Source organism: Serpentinimonas sp. SSL01, from assembly GCF_056323735.1.
This window is the reverse complement of the sequence record NZ_CM150487.1, coordinates 429,070-455,873: the sequence shown is the minus strand read 5'-3', so window position 1 is coordinate 455,873 and position 26,804 is coordinate 429,070. Positions and strand designations below refer to the sequence as shown.

The 26,804-nt window shown below is 66.8% G+C and carries 27 protein-coding genes; 11 read left to right on the top strand and 16 right to left on the bottom strand.

The annotated features are described in order from the left end of the window. Positions 1-43 precede the first annotated feature (43 nt). From ACVMK0_RS02120 to ACVMK0_RS02065, 12 genes are all read right to left on the bottom strand, one after another. Positions 44-334: a YqjK family protein gene (locus ACVMK0_RS02120; RefSeq protein WP_476464141.1), complete on the bottom strand. Its 291-nt coding sequence runs from the start codon at positions 332-334 to the stop codon at positions 44-46. Further along, complete coding sequence (locus ACVMK0_RS02115; RefSeq protein ID WP_045534630.1) at positions 331-735, bottom strand: phage holin family protein; 405 nt, start codon at positions 733-735, stop codon at positions 331-333. Before ACVMK0_RS02115 ends, ACVMK0_RS02120 begins: the two co-directional genes overlap by 4 nt. Positions 736-759: 24 nt before the next feature. Next, entirely contained in the window at positions 760-1,071 is a 312-nt protein-coding gene (locus tag ACVMK0_RS02110; protein ID WP_476464140.1) for an ElaB/YgaM/YqjD family protein, read from the bottom strand. Positions 1,072-1,122: 51 nt separating this feature from the next. After that, positions 1,123-2,922, bottom strand: coding sequence for an aspartate--tRNA ligase (aspS, locus tag ACVMK0_RS02105; RefSeq protein ID WP_476464139.1), 1,800 nt, complete (start codon positions 2,920-2,922; stop codon positions 1,123-1,125). A gap of 140 nt (positions 2,923-3,062) precedes the next feature. Further along, the gene (locus tag ACVMK0_RS02100; protein WP_476464138.1) at positions 3,063-3,362 is read right to left on the bottom strand and encodes an FmdB family zinc ribbon protein; all 300 of its coding nucleotides are present in this window, start codon (positions 3,360-3,362) and stop codon (positions 3,063-3,065) included. 140 nt (positions 3,363-3,502) lie between these two features. Next, a complete protein-coding gene (gene ubiB / locus ACVMK0_RS02095; RefSeq protein WP_476464632.1) occupies positions 3,503-5,056 on the bottom strand; it encodes a ubiquinone biosynthesis regulatory protein kinase UbiB in 1,554 nt (517 codons plus the stop codon). Then, a complete protein-coding gene (locus ACVMK0_RS02090; RefSeq protein WP_476464137.1) occupies positions 5,056-5,658 on the bottom strand; it encodes an SCP2 sterol-binding domain-containing protein in 603 nt (200 codons plus the stop codon). Before ACVMK0_RS02090 ends, ubiB begins: the two co-directional genes overlap by 1 nt. A 48-nt stretch (positions 5,659-5,706) precedes the next feature. After that, a complete protein-coding gene (locus ACVMK0_RS02085) occupies positions 5,707-6,708 on the bottom strand; it encodes a Tim44 domain-containing protein (protein ID WP_476464136.1) in 1,002 nt (333 codons plus the stop codon). A gap of 24 nt (positions 6,709-6,732) precedes the next feature. Continuing rightward, on the bottom strand, positions 6,733-7,464 hold the full coding sequence (gene ubiE / locus ACVMK0_RS02080) for a bifunctional demethylmenaquinone methyltransferase/2-methoxy-6-polyprenyl-1,4-benzoquinol methylase UbiE (protein ID WP_250959798.1): 732 nt from the start codon (positions 7,462-7,464) through the stop codon (positions 6,733-6,735). Positions 7,465-7,567: 103 nt separating this feature from the next. Then, the gene (locus ACVMK0_RS02075; protein WP_250959872.1) at positions 7,568-8,035 is read right to left on the bottom strand and encodes an HIT family protein; all 468 of its coding nucleotides are present in this window, start codon (positions 8,033-8,035) and stop codon (positions 7,568-7,570) included. A 65-nt stretch (positions 8,036-8,100) separates the two neighbouring features. Further along, a complete protein-coding gene (locus ACVMK0_RS02070; RefSeq protein WP_476464135.1) occupies positions 8,101-12,099 on the bottom strand; it encodes a DUF3683 domain-containing protein in 3,999 nt (1,332 codons plus the stop codon). Between the two features lie 141 nt (positions 12,100-12,240). Further along, on the bottom strand, positions 12,241-12,522 hold the full coding sequence (locus ACVMK0_RS02065) for a hypothetical protein (RefSeq protein ID WP_476464134.1): 282 nt from the start codon (positions 12,520-12,522) through the stop codon (positions 12,241-12,243). An 81-nt stretch (positions 12,523-12,603) separates the two neighbouring features. On the opposite strand from ACVMK0_RS02065, the gene hemA reads away from it, so the two are divergent. From hemA to prmC, 3 genes are read left to right on the top strand one after another with little or no spacing between them, the layout of a single operon-like run. Next, positions 12,604-13,881: a glutamyl-tRNA reductase gene (gene hemA, locus ACVMK0_RS02060; protein WP_476464133.1), complete on the top strand. Its 1,278-nt coding sequence runs from the start codon at positions 12,604-12,606 to the stop codon at positions 13,879-13,881. A 7-nt stretch (positions 13,882-13,888) separates the two neighbouring features. Beyond that, positions 13,889-15,004 carry a peptide chain release factor 1 gene (prfA, locus tag ACVMK0_RS02055; protein ID WP_476464132.1) on the top strand — a complete coding sequence of 372 codons (1,116 nt, stop codon included), beginning with the start codon at positions 13,889-13,891 and terminating at the stop codon, positions 15,002-15,004. A gap of 26 nt (positions 15,005-15,030) precedes the next feature. After that, positions 15,031-15,951: a peptide chain release factor N(5)-glutamine methyltransferase gene (gene prmC, locus ACVMK0_RS02050; RefSeq protein ID WP_476464631.1), complete on the top strand. Its 921-nt coding sequence runs from the start codon at positions 15,031-15,033 to the stop codon at positions 15,949-15,951. Between the two features lie 37 nt (positions 15,952-15,988). Here prmC and pap read toward each other — a convergent pair whose 3' ends face one another. Next, the gene (gene pap / locus ACVMK0_RS02045; RefSeq protein ID WP_476464131.1) at positions 15,989-17,509 is read right to left on the bottom strand and encodes a polyphosphate:AMP phosphotransferase; all 1,521 of its coding nucleotides are present in this window, start codon (positions 17,507-17,509) and stop codon (positions 15,989-15,991) included. A gap of 209 nt (positions 17,510-17,718) precedes the next feature. On the opposite strand from pap, the gene rpsU reads away from it, so the two are divergent. Beyond that, positions 17,719-17,931, top strand: coding sequence for a 30S ribosomal protein S21 (gene rpsU / locus ACVMK0_RS02040; protein ID WP_029463041.1), 213 nt, complete (start codon positions 17,719-17,721; stop codon positions 17,929-17,931). 201 nt (positions 17,932-18,132) lie between these two features. Further along, positions 18,133-19,023, top strand: coding sequence for a glutamate racemase (murI, locus tag ACVMK0_RS02035; RefSeq protein ID WP_476464130.1), 891 nt, complete (start codon positions 18,133-18,135; stop codon positions 19,021-19,023). Between the two features lie 43 nt (positions 19,024-19,066). Here murI and pmbA read toward each other — a convergent pair whose 3' ends face one another. Beyond that, positions 19,067-20,530 (bottom strand): metalloprotease PmbA, encoded by a 1,464-nt coding sequence (gene pmbA, locus ACVMK0_RS02030; RefSeq protein WP_476464129.1) that lies wholly within the window; start codon positions 20,528-20,530, stop codon positions 19,067-19,069. Between the two features lie 21 nt (positions 20,531-20,551). On the opposite strand from pmbA, the gene yjgA reads away from it, so the two are divergent. Together yjgA and mog are read left to right on the top strand one after the other, a co-directional pair. Continuing rightward, positions 20,552-21,223 (top strand): ribosome biogenesis factor YjgA, encoded by a 672-nt coding sequence (gene yjgA / locus ACVMK0_RS02025; RefSeq protein WP_476464128.1) that lies wholly within the window; start codon positions 20,552-20,554, stop codon positions 21,221-21,223. Continuing rightward, positions 21,220-21,819, top strand: coding sequence for a molybdopterin adenylyltransferase (mog, locus tag ACVMK0_RS02020; protein ID WP_476464127.1), 600 nt, complete (start codon positions 21,220-21,222; stop codon positions 21,817-21,819). The genes yjgA and mog overlap by 4 nt, the downstream gene beginning before the upstream one ends. A 98-nt stretch (positions 21,820-21,917) precedes the next feature. Here mog and cysE read toward each other — a convergent pair whose 3' ends face one another. Both cysE and ACVMK0_RS02010 read right to left on the bottom strand, forming a co-directional pair. Beyond that, on the bottom strand, positions 21,918-22,691 hold the full coding sequence (gene cysE, locus ACVMK0_RS02015) for a serine O-acetyltransferase (RefSeq protein WP_045534603.1): 774 nt from the start codon (positions 22,689-22,691) through the stop codon (positions 21,918-21,920). Between the two features lie 11 nt (positions 22,692-22,702). After that, positions 22,703-23,590, bottom strand: coding sequence for an RNA methyltransferase (locus ACVMK0_RS02010; RefSeq protein WP_476464126.1), 888 nt, complete (start codon positions 23,588-23,590; stop codon positions 22,703-22,705). 354 nt (positions 23,591-23,944) lie between these two features. Between ACVMK0_RS02010 and ACVMK0_RS02005 the strand changes: the two genes are divergently transcribed. The 4 genes from ACVMK0_RS02005 to ACVMK0_RS01990 are packed head-to-tail and all read left to right on the top strand — an operon-like array spanning position 23,945 to position 26,802. Next, complete coding sequence (locus tag ACVMK0_RS02005) at positions 23,945-24,541, top strand: DUF6088 family protein (protein ID WP_476464125.1); 597 nt, start codon at positions 23,945-23,947, stop codon at positions 24,539-24,541. Further along, on the top strand, positions 24,534-25,337 hold the full coding sequence (locus tag ACVMK0_RS02000; RefSeq protein WP_476464124.1) for a nucleotidyl transferase AbiEii/AbiGii toxin family protein: 804 nt from the start codon (positions 24,534-24,536) through the stop codon (positions 25,335-25,337). Before ACVMK0_RS02005 ends, ACVMK0_RS02000 begins: the two co-directional genes overlap by 8 nt. 26 nt (positions 25,338-25,363) lie before the next feature. Next, positions 25,364-26,350, top strand: a complete 987-nt coding sequence (locus ACVMK0_RS01995) for a DNA-methyltransferase (RefSeq protein ID WP_476464123.1) — start codon at positions 25,364-25,366, stop codon at positions 26,348-26,350. Then, positions 26,347-26,802 (top strand): BglII/BstYI family type II restriction endonuclease, encoded by a 456-nt coding sequence (locus ACVMK0_RS01990; RefSeq protein ID WP_476464122.1) that lies wholly within the window; start codon positions 26,347-26,349, stop codon positions 26,800-26,802. The genes ACVMK0_RS01995 and ACVMK0_RS01990 overlap by 4 nt, the downstream gene beginning before the upstream one ends. Positions 26,803-26,804 lie beyond the last annotated feature (2 nt).

The following is a 26,804-nucleotide window of genomic DNA, read 5'->3' as shown; positions in this document are numbered from 1 at the left end:
GTGCAGATGTTGCTGCCTGAGCTATAGACCCGCTCGAGCCGAGTCATTTCGAGCCTGCAGAGCCGCCCAGCCAATGCTGCGCCCAGCGCCAAGCGCGCCACGAGCGCCAACCCCAGCGCAGCGCCGTGCGCGGCTTGCGCGCCAGCACCAGCAGGCCCAAAGCCAGCACCCAAGGGCGCTGGCGCACCCAAGCCACGCCGCGCTGGGTGCCGTCGAGCACCTGCCAAGCCGGCGCCAGCGCCTGCACCTGCTGCTCGAGGCTGTGACGCAACTGGGCCGACTGCTGCTGCAGCAAGGCGCGGCGTTGCCAGTAGGCGGCGCGGCTGGCATTCATGGCCGCAGCTTTTGGGCATCAGCCGCGAGTTCGGCGCGTGTGGCCTCGAACCAGTTGCGCTCGCGCTGCCAGTTGCGCCACGCCCAAACCGCAGCCACCGCACCTAAGGTGAGGAAGATGAAGGTAAAAGCGGCCAAGGCCAGCACGCGCATGGGCGTGTCCCACCAGAGCACGGTCAGCAACACCGCCAGAAAGGCCAGCCCGAGCAGGAGCAAGCACAGCGCCGCCCAGCCCAGCAGCAGCAGCGCCACCACGGCTTGGGCGTGGCTGCGGCCTTCGAGCGCCACCAGCTCCAGCCGCACCCGCGCCAGCGCGACCGTGTCGCGCACCACGCCACGCAGGGCCGAAGTCCAAGTGGGGCGGGCGACTTGCGGCCCGCCCTCGGGGGTCAGCGAGGGCATGAAGGCTTCAGGCCAGCGCTGCGCTCAGCGGCGGCTGATCAGCAGGCCCAGCAGCAGCCCGACACCGGCGGCGACGCCGATCGAGGTCCATGGGTGCTCGTGCACATAGTGGTCGGTGGCGCGGCAGGCGTCGCGCGCTTTGAGGCGCAGGTCGTCTTCGAGGCTGCCGAGTTTGTGGCGCGCGTTGCGCAGGTTGTCTTGCATGCGCTCGCGCAGTTCGGCCACGCGCTCGCCGGTCTGGTGCGCGGTGGCGGCCAGCAGCTCTTCGGCGTCGGCGACCACGACTTTGAGGTCGGAGACCAGTTTGTCTTTGGAGGGTTGAATGGCGTCGGACATGGGTGTACTCCCGCAGGGTTGAGAAACGAAGAAAGCGATTAGACCACTATATCAGGCCCGCACGGCATCCGGGTTGCGCAGTCGGATATGCAGCTCGCGCAGTTGCTTTTCGTCCACGGCGCTCGGGGCTTGCGTGAGCAGACACTGGGCGCGCTGGGTCTTGGGGAAGGCGATCACGTCGCGGATCGACTCGGCCCCGGTCATGAGCGTGATCAGGCGATCGAGCCCAAACGCCAGCCCACCGTGCGGCGGTGCGCCGTACTGCAGCGCGTCGAGCAAAAAACCGAACTTGGCCTGCGCTTCATCCGGGCCGATACCCAGCGCCGCAAAGACCTGGCTTTGCACCTCGGCGCGGTGGATGCGCACGCTGCCGCCGCCCAGCTCCCAGCCGTTGAGCACCATGTCGTAGGCCTGCGCGACGCAGCGCCCGGGCTCGCTGGCCATGTAGGCCTCGTGGCCGGCTTTGGGCGCGGTGAAGGGGTGGTGCACGGCGTTCCAGCGCGCCGCGTCGTCGTCGTACTCGAACATCGGGAAATCGACCACCCACAGCGGCGCCCAGCGTGACTCAAAGAGGCCGTTGGCCTTGGCAAAGTCGCTGTGGCCGATATTGAGCCGCAAGGCGCCGATGGCATCGTTGACGACCTTGGCCTTGTCGGCACCAAAGAACAGCAAGTCGCCGCTCTGCGCGCCGCTGCGCGCCAGCACCGCCGCCAGCGCCGCGTCATCGAGGTTTTTCACGATCGGGCTTTGCAGACCGTCGCGGCCCGCAGCCAGGTCGTTGACCTTGATCCAGGCCAGCCCTTTGGCGCCGTAGATTTTCACGAATTCGGTGTAGGCGTCGATCTCGGAGCGGCTCAGGGCGGCGCCGCCGGGCACGCGCAGCGCCACCACGCGCCCGCCCTTCATCTGCGCCGCGCTGCTAAAGACCTTGAACTCGACGCCGGCCATGAGCTCGGTGAGCTCGGTGAACTCGAGCCGCACGCGCAAGTCGGGTTTGTCGGAGCCAAAGCGGTGCATGGCTTCGGCGTAGGCCATGACCGGGAACGCGCCCAACTCCACACCCAGCGTGCAGCGAAACACCTCGGTGATCATGCGCTGGAACAGGTTGCGAATCTCTTGCTCGCTCAGGAACGAGGTCTCGATGTCGATCTGGGTGAACTCGGGCTGGCGGTCGGCGCGCAGGTCTTCGTCGCGAAAGCACTTGGTGATCTGGTAATAGCGGTCGTAGCCGGCCACCATGAGCAGTTGCTTGAACAACTGCGGTGACTGCGGCAGCGCAAAAAAGTGGCCGTCGTGCACGCGGCTGGGCACGAGGTAGTCGCGCGCGCCCTCGGGCGTGCTCTTGGTGAGCATCGGGGTTTCGATGTCGATGAAGCCGTGCGCGTCGAGGAACTGGCGCACCGCCATCGCCACCCGGTAGCGCAGCATCAGGTTGCGCTGCATGGCGGGGCGGCGCAGATCGAGCACGCGGTGCGTCAGGCGCGTGGTCTCGCTCAGGTTGTCGTCGTCGAGCGTGAAGGGCGGCGTGACCGAGGGGTTGAGCACCGTGATGGCGTGGCAGAGCAGTTCCACCTGGCCGCTCTTGATGGCTTCGTTGGCGGTGCCGGCCGGGCGCGCGCGCACCACCCCCTGGATTTGGACGCAAAACTCGTTGCGCAAGCCCTCGGCGCTGGCAAACATCTCGGGCCGGTCGGGGTCGCAGACCACTTGCAGCGTGCCTTCACGGTCGCGCAGGTCGATGAAGATCACGCCGCCGTGGTCGCGCCGGCGGTTGACCCAGCCGCACAGGCTGACGGCTTGGCCCAGCAGGGCTTCGGTGACCAAACCGCAATAGTGGCTGCGCATCGACATGTAAAGGCTTTCAAAAACAGGTGATCAAACAGGTAAATCGAGCGCTCAAGGGCGCAGCGGTTGGTTGCCCGGCCCTGACTGAGGATGCTCTAGTAGCTCGAGCCTACGCAGGCCATGGCGTCAGCCTCTCCTCAGCCTCTCTAGGCTTGGCACGCGGCCGCACAGGCTGGCTGGCCACAGGGCGGTGGTGCCGCCACAGCCGCCTCGGGCTGGCCGGCAGATTCGGCCGCAGCGCCCGGCTTGGCCGCGGCACCGGAGCCGTTGCGAAAATCGGTGCAGTACCAGCCTGAGCCCTTGAGCTGGAAACCGGCGGCGGTGAGCTGCTTCTTGAAGCTCTCGGCCCCGCAAACCGGGCAGGTGGTAAGGGGGTCGGCCGAGATTTTTTGCAGCACGTCTTTGGCGTGGCCGCAGGACTCACACTGATAGGCGTAGATGGGCATGGGGTGTACCTGTGCAAATCGGGGAATGGGGGGTGTTTGAAACGGGTTCGAACCCAGCATTTTAGCTGGGGCCGGCGCACACCATTTCAAGCCCCTAGACGCAGCTTGGGCCTAGCTGCTCGGGGCTTTGGCGCTTGCCCTCACCACAAGCTGACGCGCACATAAAGCTGCATCGCCAGCAGCCCCAGCACGAAGCCCACGCCGCCATAAATGATGCCCTGCAGCAACCGGTTGGTGCGGCGCTGCTCTTGCACCAGCTCCTGCACCTCGCGCCGCAGGTCGGTCGGGCGCTGCTGTAGGTAGTCGTGCAGCAACCGCGGCAGGGCGGGCAGCAGCTTGGCGTACTGCGGCGCTTCGGCCTTGAGCTGCTGCCACAGGCGCTGCGGCCCCACCTGCTCGAGCATCCACTTTTCCAGAAAAGGCTTGGCCGTGCTCCAGAGATCGAGCTCGGGGTCAAGTTCGCGCCCCAAGCCCTCGATGTTGAGCAGGGTTTTTTGCAGCAGCACCAGTTGCGGTTGGATTTCGACCTGAAAGCGGCGCGAGGTCTGGAACAGCCGCATGAGCAACAAGCCGAGCGAGATTTCCCTCAAAGGGCGGTCGAAATAGGGCTCGCACACGGCGCGGATGGCGGCCTCGAGCTCGTCGATGCGGGTGTGCGGCGGGGCCCAGCCGCTTTCCACGTGCAGTTCGGCCACGCGCTTGTAGTCGCGTCTGAAAAAAGCGGTGAAGTTTTGCGCCAGATACTCTTTGTCGGTGGGCGTGAGGGTGCCGACGATGCCAAAGTCGAGCGAGATCAGGCGCCCAAAGGTCGCGGGCTCGAGGCTGACCTGGATGTTGCCGGGGTGCATATCAGCATGGAAAAAACCGTCGCGAAACACCTGAGTAAAAAAGATCGTCACCCCTTCGCGCGCCACGTGCGGGATGTCCACCCCGGCCGCGCGCAGCCGCTCGACCTGGCTGATGGGCACGCCGCGCATGCGCTCCATCACCAGCACGTCGTTGCGGCACCAGTCCCAATGCATTTCGGGAATCAAGACCAGATCGAGGTCTTGCATGTTGCGGCGCAACTGGGCCGCGTTGGAGGCTTCGCGCACCAAGTCGAGCTCGTCGTGCAGGTATTTGTCGAATTCGGCCACCACTTGGCGCGGTTTCAGGCGCTTGCCATCGACCGAGAGCCGCTCCACCCAGCCGGCCATCAGGCGCATGAGGCCGAGGTCTTTTTCGATCACGGGCTGCATGCCCGGGCGCAGCACCTTGACCGCCACCTCGCGCCCGTCGTGCAGCGTAGCAAAATGCACCTGGGCGATCGAGGCGCTGGCCACCGGCGTTTGCTCGAACTGGGTAAATATCTGCTGCAGCGGCTTGCCAAAGGCTTTTTCGATCGTGGCCACCGCCACCGCGCTGGGAAAAGGTGGCACCCGCTCTTGCAGGTGCGCCAACTCTTCGGCGATGTCGGGCGGCATGAGGTCGCGCCGGGTCGAGAGCACCTGGCCGAATTTGACAAAGATCGGCCCGAGCCGCTCGAGCGCTTCGCGCAGGCGCTGACCGCGCGGCGCACGCAGGTCGCGCCCCACCGAGACGATGCGGCGCAGCAAGGCCAGCAACGGGTTGTCAAAGCCCGACAGCACCAGCTCGTCAAGGCCGTAGCGCAGCACCACCCAGACGATGAAAGCGCCGCGAAAGAAACGCCGGATCACGCTGGCGCCCCGCGCTCGCCGCGGCTGGTACCAAAGCGCTTGAGCTCGCTCAAGCCGACCTGCACCGCGCTCACCAGCCGGTGCGCCAGCGCGTCGCCAAACAGGCGGGACAGGTCTTCTTCGGCGTCCCAGCGCACGTTGTCGAACAGCCACGCCACTTCGGCGGCGAGCTGCACGTCGCCCTGTATTTCGAGCACGGGCTTGGTGCCGCTCAGGGCCGCCTGGGCCAGCGCCAGCGGCGAGGGGTCGGTAAGCTCGATGCGCAGATCGGGGGTGCGCTCGGGCGCCGCCAGCGCCAGCAAGCCCGCCGGCGTGGCCTGCAGCTTGAGCGCGAACGGCCCCCATTGCACCTGCACCGCCTTGCCTTGCTGGCGGCGCAGCCGCTCCATGGCTTGTGGCTCTTGCTGCAGCACGTGGTTAAGCAGCAGCAGCAAGCGGTTGTGCAGCTCGAGGCGCAACCACTCGGGGGGCTCGGGCAAGGCCGCCAAACTGGGCAGCGCGCCGGGTAGCGCATCTAGGGCGGGCAGCTTGGGCAGCGCTTCCAGGAAGCGCTGCAGCGCTTCGGGCGGCGGCGGAAAAGTAAAGGGGGACTGTTTCATGGCCCCCCGATTTTGGCGCATAAAGCCTGGCCTATCGCATCCAGCCTCTTAGTGCATGGCCTGCACGCCCGCCACCACCCAGCCACCGGGGCCGTGTTTGGGGCGGGTGATGTTCCAGACTTCGCGCATCGGCGTGGGGCCGGCGGAGCCTTCTTCGCGCATCATGCCCGAGAACTCGACGCTGGCCATGTAGTCGTGCCCGCGGTCTTCGATGCCCAGCAGCTGCGCTTCGAGCATCAGCACTTCGTTTTTCTGTGCCAGCGGGGCGCCTGCGCGCTCGCGCTCGGCGGCGCGCTCAGCCAACTGGGCTTGGATGTGGCCCACCATCTCGTCGCTCATCAGGGTGCGCAGGGCAGCGATGTCGGCGCGGTCCCAAGCCTCTTGGATGCGCACGAAATTGGCTTTGGAGGCGCGCAGGAAACCTTCGGTGTCGAAGTCTGCAGGCACGCCCCAGCTTTGGCTGCCGCCCAGCGCCGAGCCGCCCAAGGCCGCGCCGATCAGGCTGCCGCCTTGGCTACCGCCTTGATTGCCACCACCATGGGTCGGGGCCGGGCTGCCACCAAAGCCGCTCTGGCTGCGCTCCCAAGGCCGGGCCGAGGCGTCGTTGCCCACGTTGCCGGGCTGGTAGCTGCGCGCCGTGTACTGGCCACCGGCGCCTTGCAGGGCAAAGGGCGAACGGCCCGACGAAGCCGCGCGGGCACGCAGAATCAGGCCCACCACCACCATGATCGCCAAACCAGCGAGCAGGAACAGCAGCAGGGTGGCAAACTCTTCACCCAAACCGAGCGAGGAAGCCAGCCAAGCCAAGCCCAGACCCGCGGCCAAGCCGCCCAGCATGGCCCCCCAAGGGCGCGAAGCCGGGGCCTGATTGGGTGTGGCCTGCCCAGCGCGCTGGCCCGGGGCTTGCGCCGGTTGCGCTGGGGTGGCGTTGCGCTGCACATTGCCCGACTGCTGCCCGAAGGAGCCGCCGCCGCCAAAGCGTTTTTGCGCAAAGGCATCAAAGGAGGTGAGCGCCAGCATCAGCGCCAGAAAAATCGACCAAAACTTCATGTCTCGCTCACTTTCATTGAAAAATCAACACTTGATGCCCACGTGCAAGGCCGTGACGCCGGCCGTGAGGTTGTGCACGTCCACATGCCCGAAGCCGCTTTGACGCATCATGCCACGCAAAGTTTCCTGATCCGGGTGCATGCGGATCGATTCGGCCAAATAGCGGTAGCTGCCAGCATCGCCGGCCACCCACTGGCCCAGCCGCGGCAGGATGTTGAAGCTGTACCAGTCGTAAGCCGCTTGCAGCGGCGGCGCCACCTTAGAGAACTCCAGCACCAGCAGCTTGCCGCCCGGGCGCAGCACCCGGTGCATCTCTTGCAGCGCGTGCTGCTGGTGCGTCATGTTGCGCAGCCCAAAGGCCACCGTGACAAGGTCGAACGCGCCTTCGTCGAAGGGCAGGCGCTCGGCGTCGCAGACCAGCGTGGGCAGCAGCACACCGGCGTCGAGCAGGCGCTCGCGGCCCTCGCGCAGCATGGCCTCGTTGATGTCGGTGTGCACCACCACGCCGCCGGGCTGCACCAGCGGCGCGAAGGCGCGCGCCAAGTCACCGGTGCCGCCAGCGAGGTCGAGCACGCGCTGCCCCGGCTGCACATTGGCCACCGCCACCGCGTAGCGCTTCCACAAGCGGTGCAGGCCGCCCGACATCAGGTCGTTCATGAGGTCGTAGCGCGGCGCCACCGAATCGAACACGGCGCGCACGTGGCGCGCCTTGTCTTGCTCATCGACGGCGGCGAATCCGAAATGGGTCTGGCTCATGGATGTCTATGGTAGCGGGTTTGGGTGGCGGTTGCTGAGGCGGTTTGTGAGCCGGGCACCCGCACGCTGCAAGCGGCGACGCGGCCGGCAGGCAAACGCGGCTTTACAGCCAGCGCCCAGCGGCCAGTTCGGCGTCGCAGGCCTGCAGGCGCTGGCGCAGCTGGGCTAGGCGCTCGGGGTCGGGCGGGCGCTGCGCAGCCGCCCAGATCGGGGCCGGGTAGTGGCTGTCCCAGTCGAAGCGCGCCACGATGTGCCAGTGCAGGTGCGGCACCATGTTGCCCAGCGCCGCGAGGTTGATCTTGCTCGGTTGCAGCTGGCGCCGCAGCACGCGCTCGACGGCGCTGACGGCGCGCATGCACAAGCCCTGCTCGGCCTCGGTGAGGTCGGACCACTCGGGCACGTGGGCATTCCAGATCACGCGGTAAAAGGCCGGGAAGGGCTCTGCCAATGCCTCGGCCTGCACGCCGGCGGGCAAACTGCCATCGAGCACGCTGGCCACGCGCACGAGGCGCAGCTTGTGCTGGCGCAGCAGCAGCACGCCACCGGCGTGCGCGCACAAGGGGCAGATCAGTTCGTGGGCCGCAGCCTCGGCCGGGGCCGAAGCCACCGCTTGGGCAGGAGGCGCAGCGGCACCGCTCACACCAGCACCCGTTCGATGCCCCCAGCGTTGGCGCGCGCCACGTACTCGGGCAGCCAGTTGGGGCCTAGGATCTGCTGCGCCATCTCGACCACGATGTAGTCGGCCTCGAGCAGGCCGTTGCCGCCTAGGTCGTCGCCGTAGCGGCTCAGGCCTTGCAGGCAGCTGGGGCAGCTGGTGAGCACCTTGGTCTTGCTGGGGCGCGGGCCGGCCCCGTTGCCCGCCAGCGCGGCCAGATCGGCGGCGTTTTGCTTGAGCTCTTGCTCTTTGCGAAAGCGCACCTGGGTCGAAATGTCGGGCCGGGTCACGCCCAGCGTGCCCGACTCGCCGCAGCAGCGCTCGGTTTTGAGCACTTTGGGCCCGAGCAGCGCCTTCACGGTTTGCAGCGGCTCTTGCAGCTTCATCGGGCTGTGGCAGGGGTCGTGAAACAGGTAGCTGCCGTCGGTCTTGGGCAGGGTGATGCCTTTTTCGAGCAGGTATTCGTGGATGTCGATGATGCGACAGCCGGGGAAGATTTGCTCAAACTGGTAGCCCTGCAACTGGTCGTAGCAGGTGCCGCAGCTCACCACCACGGTTTTGAGGTCGAGGTAGTTGAGCGTATTGGCGACACGGTGGAACAGCACCCGGTTGTCGGTGATGATCTGCTCGGCTTTGTCGAACTGGCCCGAGCCGCGCTGCGGGTAGCCACAGCACAGGTAGCCCGGCGGCAGCACGGTCTGCACGCCGGCGTGCCAGAGCATGGCTTGGGTCGCCAGCCCGACTTGGCTGAACAGGCGCTCGGAGCCGCAGCCGGGGAAGTAAAACACGGCCTCGGTGTCGCTGCTGGTGGCGCGCGGGTCGCGGATGATGGGCACGTAGGCCCGGTCTTCGATGTCGAGCAGGGCGCGCGCGGTTTTTTTGGGCAGGCCACCGGGCAGCTTTTTGTTGACGAAGTGGATCACCTGCTCTTTGATCGGGGCCATCCCTAGGGTGGCGGGTGGGGCGTTGGTCTGCTTTCTCGCCAACCCTTTGAGCAGCCCGTGCGCCCAGCGCTGCAGCTTGAAGCCCACCCCCACCATCAGGCTGCGTGCGAGCTTGATGGTCTCGGGCCGGGTGGCGTTGAGCATGAACATGGCGGCGGCGTTGCCCGGCCTGAAGCTCTTTTTGCCCATTTTGCGCAGCAGGTTGCGCATGTTCATGGTGACGTCGCCAAAGTCGATGTTCACCGGACAGGGCGACAGGCACTTGTGGCACACGGTGCAGTGGTCGGCCACGTCTTCGAACTCTTCCCAGTGCCGCAGGCTGATGCCGCGCCGGGTCTGCTCCTCGTACAAAAAGGCTTCGATCAGCAGACTGGTGGCCAAAATCTTGTTGCGCGGGCTGTAGAGCAGGTTGGCGCGCGGCACGTGGGTCGCGCACACCGGCTTGCATTTGCCGCAGCGCAGGCAGTTTTTGACCGAATCGGCAATCGCGCCGATGTCGCTTTGCTGCATGATCAGCGACTCGTAGCCCATCAGGCCAAAGCTCGGGGTGTAGGCTTGGCTCAGGTCGGCGCGGCGCTGCTCGGCCTGCTCGAACAAGGGGCTGTGGCGCAGCAGCTTGCCGCGGTTGAAGCGGCCTTCGGGGTCGATGCGCTGCTTGTAGTCGGCAAAGGGGGCCAGTTCGGCCTCAGTCAGGTATTCGAGCTTGGTGATGCCGATGCCGTGCTCGCCGCTGATCACGCCGCCCAGGCTGCGCGCCAGCGCCATGATGCGCGCCACCGCTTCGTGTGCGGTGTGCAGCATGGCGTAGTCGTCGCTGTTGACGGGGATGTTGGTGTGCACGTTGCCGTCGCCGGCGTGCATGTGCAGCGCCGCCCAGACCCGGCCCTTGAGCACGCGCTGGTGGATGGCCTCGCATTCGGCCAGCACCGGCGCCCAGACGCTGCCGGTGAACAGGGCGCGCAGCGGGGCGCGGATCTGCGTCTTCCAGCTGGCGCGCCAGCGCTGCTCTTGCAAGGGCTCGAAGCTGTTGCGCTCGGCGGGCGCGCCGTTCGAGCCATCTACGCCGTCTAGGGCATTGAGGGCATCGAGGGTATCCAAGGCATTCGGGCTGGGGGCGGCGGCGAAGCCGTCGAGGCTGTCGAGCCACCCCTGCCACTGCGCGCGCACGCGCTCGATCAGCGCCCGCGCCTGCTGCGCCCGCTCGAGCTGCGCTTGCGGCCCGGGGCGGTCGACGGCGTCTTCCACCGGCCCCAGCGGCAGCGAGGCGCGCTCAAAGAAAGCCAGCAGCGCATCGGCCAGCTCAATCTTGTTGCGCAGGCTCAGCTCGATGTTGATGCGCTCGATACCGAGCGTGTATTCCCCCATGCGCGCCAGCGGGATGACCACGTCTTCGTTGACCTTGAAGGCGTTGGTGTGGCGGCTGATAGCGGCGGTTTTCTTGCGGTCGGCCCAAAACTTTTTGCGTGCCTCGGGGCTCACGGCGACAAAGCCTTCGCCGGCGCGGCCATTGGCCAGCCGCACCACCTCACTGGTGGCGTGCGCCACGGCGTCTGGGTCGTCGCCCACCACGTCGCCGATCAGCACCATCTTGGGCAGGCCGCCGCGCTTGCTCTTGGTGCTGTAGCCCACCGCCTTGAGGTAGCGGTCGTCTAGGTGCTCGAGCCCGGCCAGCAGCACCGGCTGCGCGCTGCCGTTGCGTTGCAGGCGGTCGAGGTAGTCTTTGATTTCGACGATGCTGGGCACCGCGTCTTTGGGGTTGCCAAAAAACTCGAGGCACACGGTGCGGGTGTGCGCCGGCATGCGGTGCAACACCCAGCGCGCGCTGGTGATGAGGCCGTCGCAACCCTCTTTTTGCACCCCGGGCAGGCCGGCAAGGAACTTGTCGGTCACGTCTTTGCCCAGCCCGGCCTTGCGGAAGGTGCCGCCGGGGATGTCGAGGCGCTCGGTGCGCAGCAGCGTTTTGCCGTCGGGGCCAAAGTATTGCAGCTCGAAGCTGGCGATTTCGGCGTCGTGGATCTTGCCCAGGTTGTGGTTCAGGCGCGTGACTTGCAGCCATTCGGCATCGGGCGTGACCATGCGCCAGCTGGCCAGGTTGTCGAGCGCGGTGCCCCAGAGCACGGCTTTTTTGCCGCCGGCGTTCATGGCAATGTTGCCGCCCACGCACGAGGCCTCGGCGCTGGTGGGATCGACGGCGAACACGAAACCGGCGCGCTCGGCGGCGTCGGCCACGCGCTGCGTCACCACCCCGGCCTCACTCCAGATCGTGGGCACGGGCTGCGCCACGCCGGGCAGTGCAGTCATTTCGACGGCGCTCAGGGTTTCGAGTTTTTCGGTGTTGATGACGGCGCTGTTCCAGCACAGCGGCACCGCGCCGCCGGTGTAGCCGGTGCCGCCGCCACGCGGAATCAATGTCAACCCGAGCTGGAAGCAGGCGCGCACCAAGGCGGCGGTTTCGGCCTCGCTGTCGGGCGTGAGCACCACCAAGGGGTATTCGACGCGCCAGTCGGTGGCGTCGGTGACGTGGCTGACGCGGCTCAGGGCGTCGAACTTGACGTTGTCGCGCGCGGTGTGGCGGCGCAGCGCCTTGGCCACGCGCTGGCGCAGGGTGGCCACTTCTACAAAGCGGCGCTCAAACTCGCGCACCGCCTGCTGCGCGGCCGCCAGCAGCTCGCCCACCAGCGCGTCGCGCGCGCCGTCTTCGAGCGGGCGGCGGCGTTTTTCGATCTCGCACAAACGGTGCTCGAGCGCCTGCACCAGCGCGCTGCGGCGTTTGGGGTTGTCGAGCAGGTCGTCTTGCAGGTAGGGGTTGCGCTGCACCACCCAGATGTCGCCAAGCACCTCGTAGAGCATGCGCGCCGAGCGGCCGGTGTGGCGCTCCTGGCGCAGCTGGTTGAGCACCTCCCAAGCGCGCGCGCCGAGCAGCCGGATGACGATCTCGCGGTCGGAAAATGAGGTGTAGTTGTAGGGGATTTCGCGCAGCCGCGGCTGCACGTCGGCGGCGGCGAGCAACTGCTGCATCGGGATCGAGGCGTTCATAAGGGCCAAAGCGTCAGGCTGGGTTGCCGATGTTAACGCAGCGCCTCCCTGCACCGGCCAGCGCAGCGGCGCTGTGCCTGCGCCGCGCAAGGGTATGCGGTGATCCCCATGCCGCCGTTGCCGCCCCTGCCAACCTTGAAGTCAGCGCGAGCGCCAGTAGGCCACTGCCGAGCCTAGCGCCACCACCAGCGCCGCGTAGGTGGCCATGCGGCCGTCGCGCCCGTGCCACCACAGCCCGGCCAGCAGCACCAGCGCACCCAGCGCCGACAAAGCAAGCCAGCCCAGCAGCAGACTTTTGAAGCGCGACCCGCGCCGGCTGCCCGCTCCTTGGCCCCAGACCAGCGCCGGCGCCAGCAGCGCCGCCATCCCGAAGGCCGGCAGGAAGAAATGGAACAGGTGCAGCAGGCCGTCGAAGAAGCTCATGGGGGTGGTGCGGCCACGCAGGCCTGCTGTAGGGGCAACAAACTAGGGGCAAATCCGCTTCGATTTTATAATCCGGCCCTTATGGCAGTTTGGGCGCTAGGAATCAACCATCAAACCGCGCCGCTCGACGTGCGCGGTCGGTTCGCGTTCGCGCTCGACCAGCTTCCCCCCACCCTGCAGCGCTTTCGCGCCGGCTTGGCGCAGCGGCCCGAGGCGGCGCTGCTCTCGACCTGCAACCGCACCGAAATCTACTGCGCCGCCGAGCAGGCCGCGCTCGAACCCACCCTGCACTGGCTGGCCGACACCGGCGGCGTGAGCCCGCAGCAGTTGCTGCACCACGCCTACGTGCTGCACGACGACGCCGCGGCGCGGCACGCCTTTCGCGTCGCCAGCGGGCTCGACTCGATGGTGCTGGGCGAGCCGCAAATCTTGGGCCAGATGAAAGACGCGGTACGCGCCGCCGAACAGGCCGGCGCCCTCGGCCGCACGTTGCACCAGTTGTTCCAGCGCTCCTTTGCCGTGGCCAAGCAGGTGCGCAGCAGCACCGCCATCGGCGCGCATTCCATCAGCATGACCGCCGCTGCGGTGCGCCTGGCGGGCCAGCTGTTCGAAGATTTGCACCAGATCCGGGTGCTGTTCATCGGCGCCGGCGAGATGATCGAACTCGCCGCCACCCACTTTGCCGCCAAGCAGCCGCTCTCAATGGCCATCGCCAACCGCACGCTGGAGCGCGGCGAAAAGCTCGCCAGCCGCTTCGGGGCCGAAACGCTGCGGCTGTCCGATTTGCCCAACCGGCTGCACGAGTTCGACGCCGTGATCAGCTGCACCGCATCCACCCTGCCGCTGATCGGGCTCGGGGCGGTCGAGCGCGCGCTCAAGCAGCGCCGCCACCGGCCCATGTTCATGGTCGATCTGGCCGTGCCGCGCGACATCGAGGCCGAAGTCAAGGGGCTCGACGACGTGTACCTCTACACCGTCGATGACCTCGCGCACGTGGTGCAAAACGGCAAAAGCCAGCGCCAGGCGGCGGTGGCGCAGGCCGAAGCGATCATCGACTCTGGCGTGCAGGGTTTCATGCACTGGCTGCAGCAGCGCGACCCGGCCCAGGGCGTGGTCGGGCTGATCGGCCAGCTGCACGCGCAGGCCGAAGACTGGCGCGCGCTCGAACTGGAGCGGGCGCGCAAGCGGCTGGCGCGCGGCGAGGACACCGAGGCCGTGCTGCAAGCGCTGGCGCGCGGCCTGACGCAAAAAATGCTGCACGGCCCGCTGGCCGAGCTGCACGCCGGCGACGAACACACCCGCGCCGCCACCGCTGAAGCGGTCTCGCGCCTGTTCCTGCGCGGGCCCGGGCGCTTGTGAACCGTCTGTGAAGCCCTTCATCCGCCACACGCTGGAGCGCCAGCGGCTGCGCCTGCACGAACTCGACGCCCTGCTGGGCGCGCCCGACGCCGTGGCCGACCGCGAGCGCTTTCGCCAGATCAGCCGCGAGCACGCCGAGGCCGACGCCGTGGTGCAGCCCTATCTGCGCTATCTCGAGCGCGAAGCCGCGCTGCACCATGCGCACAGCCTGAGCCTGGACCCCGACCCCGAACTGGCCGAGTTGGCACAGCTCGAAGCGGCGCAGCTGCAAGCCGAACTGGCGCAGCTCGAGGCCGAGCTGCAAACCCTGCTGCTGCCGCGCGACCCGGACGACACGCGCAACGCCTTCCTCGAAATCCGCGCCGGCACCGGCGGCGACGAGGCCGCGCTCTTTGCCGGCGACCTGGCGCGCATGTACACCCGCTTTGCCGAGCGCCAGGGCTGGCGCGTCGAAACCCTGAGCGAAACCCCGGCCGAGCTGGGGGGCTACAAAGAGCTGGTGTTGCGCCTCGAGGGGCGCGGCGCCTACGGCATGCTGCGCTTTGAATCTGGCGGGCACCGGGTGCAGCGCGTACCCGCCACCGAGGCGCAAGGGCGCATCCACACCAGCGCCTGCACCGTGGCGGTGCTGCCCGAGCCCGACCCGACGCAGGCCATCACGCTCAACCCGGCCGAGCTGCGCATCGACACCTTTCGCGCCAGCGGCGCCGGCGGCCAGCACATCAACAAAACCGACTCCGCCGTGCGCGTGGTGCACCTGCCCACCGGCCTGGTGGCCGAATGCCAGGACGGGCGCAGCCAGCACAGCAACAAGGCCAAGGCGCTGCAGGTGCTGCAAGCGCGCCTGCAGGAAAAAGAGCGCAGCGAACGCGCCAGCCGCGAAGCCGCCGAGCGCAAGGGCCTGATCGGCAGCGGCGACCGCAGCGACCGCATCCGCACCTACAACTACCCGCAGGGGCGCCTGAGCGACCACCGCATCAACCTCACGCTCTACAAACTGGGGCAAATCCTAGAGGGCGACCTAGACGAAGTGCTGCAGGCGCTGCGGCTGGCGCGCGGCGCCGAGCTGCTGGGCGAACTGGAGCAGCGCGCCGCCCAGAGCGAGCGCGGGGCGCTGGCGTGACCGGCCTGCCCGCGGCCAGCACCGAAATGGCCCGCACCGAATCGACCAGCGCCGAGGCCGCTTGCCACAGCGCGCAGCGAGCCGGGCTGCCGCGGCTCGAAGCCCAGCTGCTGCTGCTGCACGCGCTCGGGCGCCAACCGCACGAGCGCGCCTGGCTGCTGGCGCATGGCGATGCGCCCTTGCCCGCCGCCTCTGCCCAGCTTTACCACGCCCTGTGCGCGCGCCGCCTGAGCGGCGAGCCGCTGGCCTACCTGAGCGGCCAACGCGAGTTTTACGGCCTGGCGCTGCAGATCGACGCGCGGGTGCTCGACCCGCGCCCCGACACCGAAACCCTGGTTGACTGGGCGCTCGAGCTGCTGCCCCTGGGGCAGGCCGTGCCGGTGCTCGATCTGGGCACCGGCAGCGGCGCCATCGCGCTGGCGCTGCAACAGCAGCGGCCGCTGGCCCAAGTGTGGGCGCTCGACGCCAGCCTCGATGCCCTAGAGGTGGCGCGCGCCAACGCCGCGCGGCTGCGCCTGCCGCTGCGCTTGCGCCACGGCCACTGGCTGCGCGGCTGGCCGAAAGCGGCTGGCTCCCCGCCAGCCCAAGCAGACCCAGGTAGCGCCCTGCCCCCTCTAGACGAGCCGCACACGCCCCCAGCCGCGCTGGGGCTGATCGTGTCCAACCCGCCCTACATCCGCGCCGCCGACCCGCACCTGCCCGCCTTGCGCCACGAGCCGCAGCAGGCGCTGGTGGCCGGGCCCGATGGCCTAGACGACCTGCGTGAAATCATCGCCAGCGCCCGCGCCCACCTGCAGCCCGGTGGCTGGCTGTTGCTCGAACACGGCTGGGATCAGGCCGACGCCGTGGCCGCCCTGCTGCGCACGCACGGCTACCAGAGCGTGACGCACCGGCTCGACCTCGCCGGCCACCGGCGCTGCAGCGGCGGGCAGCAAGCGCCGGCTTGAGTGGCTGTGAGCGCAGACCAGTCCTGCGCGTAGACCATCACGCCACTCGCTCCAGTGCCGCCTCCAGCCGCTGGCACAGGTGGCGCAAAACCTCGATGCGGCTCCAGTGTTTGTTGTCGCTGGCCACGATGTGCCACGGCGCGACTTGGGTCGAGGTGCGGTCGATCATCTCCTCCACGGCGCGCTCGTACTGCGGCCATTTTTCGCGGTTGCGCCAGTCGTCTGGCGTGATCTTGAAGTTTTTGTACAGCGTTTGCTCGCGCTCGCGAAAACGGCGCAGCTGTTCCTCGGGCGTGATGGCGAGCCAGAACTTGACGATCACCACCCCGGCGTCGCTCAGCTCCTCTTCGTACTCGTTGATCTCGCCGTAGGCGCGCAGCCAGTCAGCCGGAGCGCACAAGCCTTCGACGCGCTCGACCAGCACCCGGCCATACCACGAGCGGTCAAAGATCACCGCGCGCCCGAGCGCCGGGATGTAGCGCCAAAAGCGCCACAGGTAGGGCTGGGCGCGTTCGTTTTCGTTCGGGGCCGCAACCGGCACCACGCGGTAAAAGCGCGCATCCAGCGCCTGCGTGACGCGCCGGATGGTGCTGCCCTTGCCGGCCGCGTCCATGCCCTCGAACACCAGCGCCAGCGCGCGTTTTTGCATGCGCGCGTCGCGGCTGAGCAAGGCCAGCTTGCCTTGCCAGTGTTCGAGTTCGTCTTCATAAACGCTGCGCTTGAGGCTGCGCGTGTAATCTTGTGCCTTGAGCAGGCTGCGGTCGTCGAGCGCCAGAAAGGGTGGCTGGTGCAACACCCGGTCGGCAGCGGCTGCGATGGCCGGCGCAGCCTCGCCGGCGGCCACTGGGCGGGCGAGCGCCGTCTGCATCGCCTGCAGCAGGTGCTGCGCGGCGCTCAGGGTGCGGTAGGCTGGGTCGCTGCCGTCGATCACCAGCCACGCGGCCTCACCGATGCTGGTCTTGCGCAGCGCCTCGTCGCTCACCTCGATGAAGCGGTCGTAGTGCCTGAGGTTGTTTTTTTCTTGGGGCGTGACGCGCCAAGCGGTTTTGGGGTCGGATTGCAGGGCTTTGAAGCGCTCCCTGGCCGTTTTTTTGGACAAGTGAAACCACAGCTTGACCAGCACCACCCCTTCGGCAACCAGCATGCGCTCAAACTGGCGGATGCGCTCCAGCCGCTGCACGAAGCGGTCGTGGGGCTCGCCGCCCCTAGCGTAAGAGTACACCGGGTCGGTGTACCAGGAGCCGAAAAAAATCCCGATGCGGCCCTTGGGCGGCAACACCTGCCAAAAGCGCCACATCTCGGGGTGCTTGCGGTCTTCGGGCGTGAGCGGGCCAAAAGCTTCGGTGCGGATGTGGCGCGGATCCATCCACTCGTTGAGCGTGTTCACGGTCTCGCCGCGGCCACCGCCATCGACGCCGTTGACCAAAATCAGCACCGCCGTGTGCGCCTCATGCAGCAGCCGGTACTGGGCTTGCAACAGCGCCTGGCGCAGGCGCGCCGACTCCTGCTTCCAGCGCTCTTTATCGACCCGGTGCCCGATTTCTGCCGATTCAAACATCCAAACTGCCTCCTGCAAACGCACTGTAGCGCCGAAAACACACCAAGCCCTTCCCAAGCCTGGCGCAGATGCATATAATTCCAAGCTTTGCTGGCAACCCCCCGTCGGCCTTGATCCACCACCAGACGGGGAAAAATTTTTGCAGCGCGGCCTAGGGGCTCGATCTTGCCCTAGAACCGACGCGGCGCAATCCTGGAAACTTTTGGCTAATGACCACCATCCGCGTTAAAGACAACGAACCTTTTGATGTCGCTTTGCGCCGCTTCAAGCGCACCATCGAAAAACTGGGCCTCCTCAACGACTTGCGCGCACGCGAGTTCTACGAAAAACCCACCGCCGAGCGCAAGCGCAAGAAGGCCGCCGCCGTCAAGCGCCACTACAAGCGCGTGCGCTCGATGCAACTGCCCAAACGCATGTACTGATCAGGCCGCCCCGCTCGGGACCCTGCACAACAGCCCGCTAGAGCTTGCTTTGGCGGGCTGCTTTGCTTGGCAAACCCGCAGGGTGGGGCTCCTCCCAGCCCTCCAAACCGTTCTCCCTGCCGCCGCACCGGCACCACTCGCCTCGCATTCGCGCCCAATTACCCCAACATTGGCCCAAAATTCGCCCAGCACTCACCCCCCATGCCGACCTTGCCGCCGCACCCTTCAGCCGCCCCAGAGCTGCCACACGGCAGCGCCGGTGCCGCCGTGGGCGTGTTCGACTCCGGCGTCGGCGGCTTGTCGGTGTTGCGCGAAATCCGCGCCCTGTTGCCGGCGCAGGCGCTGCGCTACGTGGCCGATTCGGGCCATGCCCCCTACGGCGACAAGGCGGCGCAGCAGGTGCAGGCGCGCGCCGAGCGCATCATCGAATTTTTGGCGGCGCAACCGGTGCAGGCGGTGGTGGTGGCGTGCAACACCGTCACCGGCCTGTCGATCCAGGCGCTGCGCCAGCGCTTCCCGCAGCTGCCGCTGGTGGCCATCGAGCCGGCCGTCAAGCCCGCCGTGGCCGCCACGCGCAGCGGCACCGTGGGCGTGCTCGCCACCCACAACACCGTGCACAGTCCGGGCCTGGCGCGCCTGATCGCGGTCCATGCCGGGCCGGTGCGGGTGCTGGCCCAAGCCTGCCCGGGCTGGGTCGAGTTGGTGGAGCGCGGCGAGCTCGATGGCCCCGCTTCTAGGGCGGCGGTGGCCGCCTGCCTCGATCCGCTGCTGGCACAAGGGGCCGATGTGCTGGTGCTGGGCTGCACCCACTACCCCTTTTTGCGCCCGCTGATCGAGCAACACGCCGGCCCCGGCGTGCAGGTGCTGGACCCGGCCGCCGCCGTGGCGCGCGAGCTGCTGCGCCGCTTGCCTGGTGCTGCGTCGAACGCTGCGCCAGGTACCACGCCTGGCGCCGCGCCGATGGCTGCGGCCCAGACCCTACTAGGCGCAGGCTGCACGCGCTTTTGGAGCAGCGGCGACTGCGCCCATGCCTCGGGGCTGATCTCGCGCCTGTGGGGCGCGCCGGTGGTGGCCGCCGCGCTGCCGGTTTGACCGACCCAGCTCAACGCCGGCGCCGCGCCGCCGGCGGCGGACCTCAGGTGCCCGCGACCTTCATGCGCTCGATCAACACCGAACCCACGTTTTTGGAGCCGAAGGCAAACTCGTCGGCCCCGATCGCTTGCAGTGCCAGAAACATGTCCTTGAGGTTGCCGGCGATGGTGATCTCTTGCACCGGGTAGGCGATGGCGCCACCTTCCACCCAGAAGCCGCTGGCGCCGCGCGAGTAGTCGCCGGTGACGTAGTTCACGCCCTGCCCCATCAGTTCGGTGACGAACAAGCCGGTGCCGAGCCGGCGCAGCATGGCCGGCAGATCGTCTTCGGGCTGCGTCAGGCGGCTGCGCAGGTAGAGGTTGTGCGAGCCGCCCGCGTTGCCGCTGGTGCGCATGCCGAGCTTTCGCGCCGAGTAGCTGCTCAGAAAATAACCCTTGACGCAGCCGCCGCTCAGCACCTCGCGGGCCTGCGTTTGCACGCCTTCGCTGTCGAACGGGGCGCTGCCTTTGGCGCGCACCACCCACGGGTCTTCGTGCAAATCGATGTGCTCGGGGAACACCTGGCGGCCTAGGCTGTCGAGCAAAAAACTGGTTTTGCGGTACAGAGCGCCGCCGCTGATGGCCTGCACGAAGGCCCCCAGCAGCCCAGCCGCCAGCGGCGACTCAAACAGCACCGGGCATTCGGTGGTGGCGATTTTGCGCGGCGCCAGCCGCGCCAGCGCGCGCTCGGCGGCATAGCGCCCCACCGCTTCGGGGCTGGCCAGATCGTGCGGGCTGCGCATCGAGCTGTACCAGTAATCGCGCTGCATCTGCGCGCCCTTGCCGGCGATGGGGCTCACCGACAGGCTGTGGCGCGAACTGGCGTAGCCGCCGCGGAAAATGCCCGCACGCCCGCGCTCGCCGCCGCGCATGTGCTCGGCGTAAAAGTGCGACTGCTGCGCCGACACCGCCGCGCCTTCGCTGTTGCGGATGTGCTTGCTGGTTTGCAGCGCCGCCGCCTCGCAGCGCAGCGCCAGTTGCTGCGCCTGCTGGGCGTCGATGGCCCAAGGATGAAACAGCTCCAGCTCGGGGGCGTCGCGGGCCACGTCCTGCTCGTCGGGCAGGGCCGCCGCCGGGTCTTCGGCGGTGTAGCGGGCGATGTCGTAAGCGGCCTGCACGGCTTGGCGGATGGCCTGCGGGCTGAAGTCGGAACTGGAGGCGTTGCCGCGGCGCTGCCCCAGATAGACCGTGACGCCGAGCGACTTGTCGCGGTTGCGCTCGACGTTTTCCAGCTCGCCCATGCGCACCGAGACGTTGAGGCCCGCGCCCTCCGAGACCTCGACCGCCGCATCGGCGGCACCGAGCTGCTTGGCGTGCTGCAATGCCAGATCGGCCAAGGCCTCGAACTGCTGCCGGTGGTACTGAAAACCCGCTTCGGGGGCAACGGGGGTATACGGGCCAGCCGGGCTATTCGTGCCAGTTGTGCTATTTGGGCCGGAGGCGGGCCCAGTAGATCGGGATTTTTTCATGCTGGGCGCTATGATAGCCGGATGGCACGCAAACCCACCAAAGGCTACTTCGTCAAAGGCCACTTCGTCGCTGCGGGCAGCGAACTGGACCTTGAACTCAAGCGCGAACTCAAAGGCGACACCGAGACCAGCAAGACCGACCTCAAAAAACACAGCGAGCACCTGCAGCAGCTGGGCGAGCAGCTGCTGGGCTTGCGCAGCGGTTTGCTCGACCGGCTGGCTTTGCCCGGCGTTCTGCTCGACGCCCTCGCCGAGGCGCGGCGCATCAGCGACTTCGAAGGCCGCCGGCGCCAGATCCAGTACGTGGGCAAACTCATGCGCCGGCTCGACGCCGCCACCGTGGAAGCGGTCGAGCAGGCGCTGGCCGAGCAGCACCAAGGCAGCGCCGCCGACACCCTGCGCCTGCACCAGGCCGAGCAGTGGCGTGAGCGCCTGCTGGCCGACGACGAGGCGCTCAGCGCGTGGCTGCAGCTTGCCCCAGACACCGACTTGCAACACCTGCGCACCCTCATCCGGCAGGCGCGCAAAGACGCGCAGTCGCAGCGCGCCGCCGAGCCGGGCGCTGCACCCGCCGGCAAAGCCGCACGCCAGGGCAAAAGCTACCGCGAAATCTACCAGCTGGTGCGCGCCGGCCTAGAGCCACCGCCCGACCCTGCCGCTGCGGCCCCCGCGCAACCGCTGGAGGCCGCATGAGCGCGCTGGAGCCGGTGCGCATCGGGCTGGTGTCGGTGAGCGACCGCGCCAGCGCCGGGGTCTATGCCGACCAGGGCCTGCCCGCGCTGCAAGACTGGCTGCGCCGGGCGCTGCGCAACCCGCTGCAGTTCGAAGCGCGCCTGATCCCCGACGAACGCGAGCGCATCGGCCAGACCCTGATCGAGCTGGCCGACGCGGCCGGCTGCGCGTTGGTGCTCACCACCGGCGGCACCGGGCCGGCCCCGCGCGATGTCACGCCCGAGGCCACGCGCGACGTGGCCGAGCGCGAGCTGCCCGGCTTTGGCGAGCAGATGCGCCAGATCGGGTTGCGCTTCGTGCCCACGGCCATTTTGTCGCGCCAAGTAGCCGTGCTGCGCGGCCGCTGCCTGATCATCAACCTGCCGGGGCAGCCCAAGAGCATCGCCGAGACGCTCGAGGGCCTGCGCGACCCCAACGGCCAGGTGCTGCTGCCCGGCATCTTCGCCGCCGTGCCCTACTGCATCGACCTGATCGGCGGCCCCTACCTCGAGACCGACCCCGCCGTCTGCGCCGCCTTCAGACCCAAGAGCGCACAGCGGCCGGCGAGCCCGACCTAGAAAATCCGGCTCCGTAGGCTGCCTGCCCCGTAAGCCCAGCCCTTTGCCCTGTCCCGCTGGAACCGGCCCCGTAAGCACCCTACTCGCGGGCCAGCCCCCTACTTGCCCACCAGATCGTTGAGCTTTTGGGCCTCGAACTGCTCGAGCCGGGCGGCGTCGGGCGGCAGCGGCTGGTTCAGTCCTTGCTGGGCCGACAACTGCTCCAGCGCCTGCCAGAGCAGCGCGATCTGGTGCTCTTGGCTGGCGGCGCTGTCGACCAGGCCACGCAGCGCTTGGCTGAGCGGGTCGTCGTTTTGCGTGATGCCGTAGGCCGAAAAACCCAGCTTCGCGGCCTGCTCCTCGCGCCGGGCGTCGGCTTGGGCCAAGATGATGCGCGCCGGGTTGCCCACCGCCGTGGCCCCGGGCGGCACGGCCTTGGTCAGCACCGCGTTGCTGCCCACGCGCGCGCCGTCGCCCACCACAAAGCCGCCCAGCACCTTGGCGCCGGCCCCAATCACCACATCGCGCCCCAGCGTCGGGTGCCGCTTGGCTCCCTTGTGCAGCGCCACCCCGCCCAGCGTGACGCCGTGGTAGATGGTGCAACCGTCGCCGATTTCGGCCGTCTCGCCGATCACTACCCCCATGCCGTGGTCGATGAACACGCGTGCACCGATCTGCGCGCCGGGGTGGATTTCGATGCCGGTGAGCCAGCGGCTCCAGTGCGCCAGCCAGCGCGCCAGCCATTTCCAGCCCCGGCCCCACAGCCGGTGCGCGATGCGGTGCAGCAGCAGCGCATGCAAGCCGGGGTAGCAGGTCAGCACCTCCCAGCGCGAACGCGCCGCCGGGTCGCGCTCCAAAATGCAATCGAGGTCGGACTTGAGTCGGGCAAACATAGCCGTGCAGTCTAACCCTTGGTCTGCGCCAAACGCAACACCGCACGCGCCACCCCGCGCAAAATATGGATTTCGGCCAGCGTGGGCTGGGCCCGGTTGAGCAACTGCTGCAGGCGCGGCAGCAGTTTTTTGGGGGCGGCTGGGTCCAGGTATTGCAGCGCCACCAGCGCCTCTTGCCAATGCGCCAGCGCCGCGGCCACGGTGGCGGCGTCGGCGGGGGTGTCGGCGGGGGTGTCGGCGGCGTTGCGCGGTGTCGGCGCGGGAGCGCCGGGGAGCTGATCGGGGCGGTCGTCGGTGTGATCTATGGCGCGATCATCGGTATGTTGTCCGGCGCGATCGTGCGCACGGTCGCCGGCGCGGTCGTTGGTGTGAGGCTCAAATCCACCCAAAGCCAGCCGCCACTCGTAGGCGATCAGCTGCACCGCAGCAGCCAGGTTGAGCGAGCCGTAGCCGGGAGAGGTCGGGATGCGCAGGCTGGCGTGGCAGCGGTACACGTCGCCGTTGCTCAGGCCATAGCGCTCGGGGCCAAAGACAAACGCCACCCCGTGCGCCGCGGCGGGCGCAGCCCGCTGCGCCTGCACCCAAGCGCCTAAATGCTCGCGCGGGGCCAGAGTGGGCGGGCCAAAGTCGCGCGCCGTCATGGCGGTGGCGCACAGGTGCGTGATGCCGCCCAAGGCCTCGTCGAGCGTGGCACACACCCGCGCTGCCGCCAGCACGTCGGCGGCACCGCTGGCGCGCTCCAGCGCCTCGGGGCGCTGCAACACATCGGCCCAGCGCGGCCGCACCAGCACCAGATCGGCAAAGCCCATCACCTTGAGCGCCCGCGCCACCGCGCCCACATTGCCAGCGTGGCTGGGCTCGATCAAAATGAAACGGCTGACGATCGGCTGGTTGTGCATGGGTTCGATGGGGGTTGGCGGGTGCGGGGGTCGGGGCGGGCAAGGGTTTGAACCCGGATTGTCCATGAGCCGCCGCTGCTGTGCAGCTGGTGTGGCGCACACCTTGGCACCCACGCACCCACACGGCCACGCCGCCCGGGCTAGAGCAGCAAATCGTGGAAAGCATGGGCGGCAAGCTGGAGCTGGTGGCGCAGTTTCCAAACCGTCCGCCCGTGGTGATCGAGCGCCTAGGCGTGAACGCCAAAGCTGGGCGCAAGACGCGGGCAGCTGCCTAATCGCTGCCTCTGGTCACGTCAGATTCGCCTTGTAGTTTGTCAGATTAAGATTTATACTTCTGACAAAGGAGCCGTGACCTTGAGCCATCTTGCCCAATACATCGTGTCTGCTGCCCAGGCCAAGCCCGAAGGAGGGCTGTTGTCGCCCAAGGAGTTTCTGCATCTGGGGTCGCGGGCGGCCATCGACAAAGCCTTGTCCCGGCTGGCTCAGGAAGGAAAGTTGCTGCGCATCAGGCGTGGCGCCTATGTTGCGCCCCATCGGGGTCGCTTTGGTGCCCGCCCGCCGTCCACCGAGTCCGTGGTGCAGGCCATCGAGGCCAGTTGTGGTGAAACGGTCGTAGCCAACGGCGCAGCCGAAGCCAATGCGCTCGGTCTGACCACGCAGGTGCCGACGCGCGAGGTTTTTCTCACCTCAGGCGCATCCCGCACCCTGCATCTGGGCAGCCGGTGCGTGGAGCTCAAGCACGCCAGCCGCTGGCAACTGTTGCTGGGCAAGCGCCCTGCAGGGCAGGTGATCCGTGCGTTGTCATGGTTGGGGCCACAGGACGCACCGGCAGCGCTCAAGCAACTGCACGGCAAACTGCCCGAGTCCGAGTGGGAGGCCGTGCGCGGCGCGCGGGCCGCGTTACCGAGCTGGATGGCCAAAGTGGTCAGCGAGGCCTTGGCGCATGGCTGAGACCTGGTTTGCGCTCGGTCCGCAAGATCGGGCTGAAGCGCTGGAGTTTGCTGCGGCTCGCATTGGGCGGCCTGCGCACCTGCTCGAAAAAGACATCTGGCTGGTCTGGGTGCTGTCTGCCATCTACGAATCCGACTTGGCCAGCAAGCTCACTTTCAAGGGCGGCACCTCGCTGTCCAAGGTTTATCGCATCATCGATCGGTTTTCCGAGGATGTCGATCTCACCTACGACATCCGGGAACTGGCCGCCGACCTCCTGAAGCAAGGCAACCCCATTCCAGACTCCGCCAGCCTAGAAAAAAAGATCAGCAGCGCGGTACGCCGCCGCCTGCCCATCTGGATCGAAGCGACGGTCAAGCCGGTCATCGCCGCCGCATTGGGTAAAGCGGGGCTGCACGCGAACCTGACGCTGGCAGGTCCAGACAAGGACAAGCTGATCTTGGCTTATCCGCCAGTCAAAACGGGAACCGGATATGCAGCGCCCACGATCCAACTGGAGTTTGGTGCCCGCGCCACGGGCGAGCCGCACCACGTGCAGCCAGTGGCTTGCGACATTGCGCCCGCCATTGAAGGAGTCACTTTCCCGGTTGCCCATCCCCTGGTGCTGACGGCCGAGCGCACCTTCTGGGAAAAGGCCACCGCTGCCCACGTGTATTGTTTGCAGGGGCGGTTGCGTGGCGAGCGCTATTCACGGCACTGGTACGACTTGGCCGGGCCCCTCGCATGGCCTAGAATGTTCACAGGAGGAGGGACGATGTGCCGCTCCCATGCGCAAGCTCATCAAGTGAACCACTGAACCACTGAACCACTACAAGAACAACCATGCTCAGCCCTATCCAAGTGAAGCTCAACGATCTAGACCAGTTGGATCTCGGCTCAACGGCTCGCCTCTACAAAGCCAGCAAGTGCCAAGACACCTCCGAGCTTCTGACTCAGGACTACGCCCTTTGGCAAGGGAAGGTCGAAGGGCTGCTGCAACTTCTGCCGCAAAAGCCTTTGTTTGATCTGATCGTCTCCTCCCCTCCGTACAACATCGGCAAAGAGTACGAGACACGGCAGGCACTAGACGATTATCTTCAATGGCAAGGAAAGATTATCGATAACCTAGTGCCTAGGCTAAAAACCGGTGGCTCACTTTGCTGGCAGGTGGGGACCTATGTTGATGACAATCAAATCTGGCCTCTGGACATTGAGTTTGCTCCGATTTTTAAACGGCACCGCTTGCAGCTCAGAAACCGAATCATCTGGCATTTTGGGCATGGCCTTCACACTCAAAAAAGATTTTCAGGTCGCTATGAGGTCGTTCTTTGGTACACCAAAACTCAAAGTCAAAAAGATAAGTACACCTTTAATCTGGATTTTGTTCGCGTGCCGGCAAAATATCCTGGAAAAAGACACTTCAAAGGCCCCAATCAAGGTGAGCTTTCCGGGAATCCACTTGGGAAAAATCCAGAAGACGTTTGGAACATTCCAAACGTCAAGGGCAACCACGTGGAGAAAACTGAACACCCCTGCCAGTTCCCAGTGGGACTCATTGAAAGACTGGTGCTCTCACTCACGAATCCCGGGGATCTAGTGTTTGACCCGTTTGCGGGTGTTGCCTCAGCGGGAGTAGCCGCTGCTTTGCATGGCAGAAGGTTTATCGGATGCGAACTAAGTGCCGCCTATGCAAAGACTGGGCATAAACGACTCCAAGAAACATTAAACGGCACAGTGAAATATCGGCCTCACGACAAACCGGTTTTTGATCACACAAGAAGCACTCTATCGCGTGCACCAGAGGGCTACCGAACACAGGGGGATGAGTGAAGTTCTACAAATACATTCATTGTGCTGGGGATAAGTCAGTCCCCAAGAGCCACCAAAAAGATATTGAGGCAGCCATCACGGCCATCGATATCAAACCTGCTGAGGGCTCGGCCACCAAGATTCGAGATCATTTTCTTTCCAGCATCAAAGCGTCTGGCTGGTCCGGTGAGATACCAGTCTCCAAGGACTCGGACATGACCATCACTTCCAGCAAGGACAGTGTTGGGCTTTGCTTGCAGACGGGAAATGTGGCCCGAATCTACGCTGATATCATCAAGCTCCAAGTGCTATACTTCGACAACGCGATCAACTCTGCCGTTATCGTGGTGCCATCCCAAGAGGTGGCCAAGGTCATCGGCAAAAACATCGCCCAAGCAAAACGTCTCGAGCGAGAGTTAGAGATTTTCAAAAAAGCCTACCACGTTCCGACCCTCGTTTACGCATTGGAGTGAGA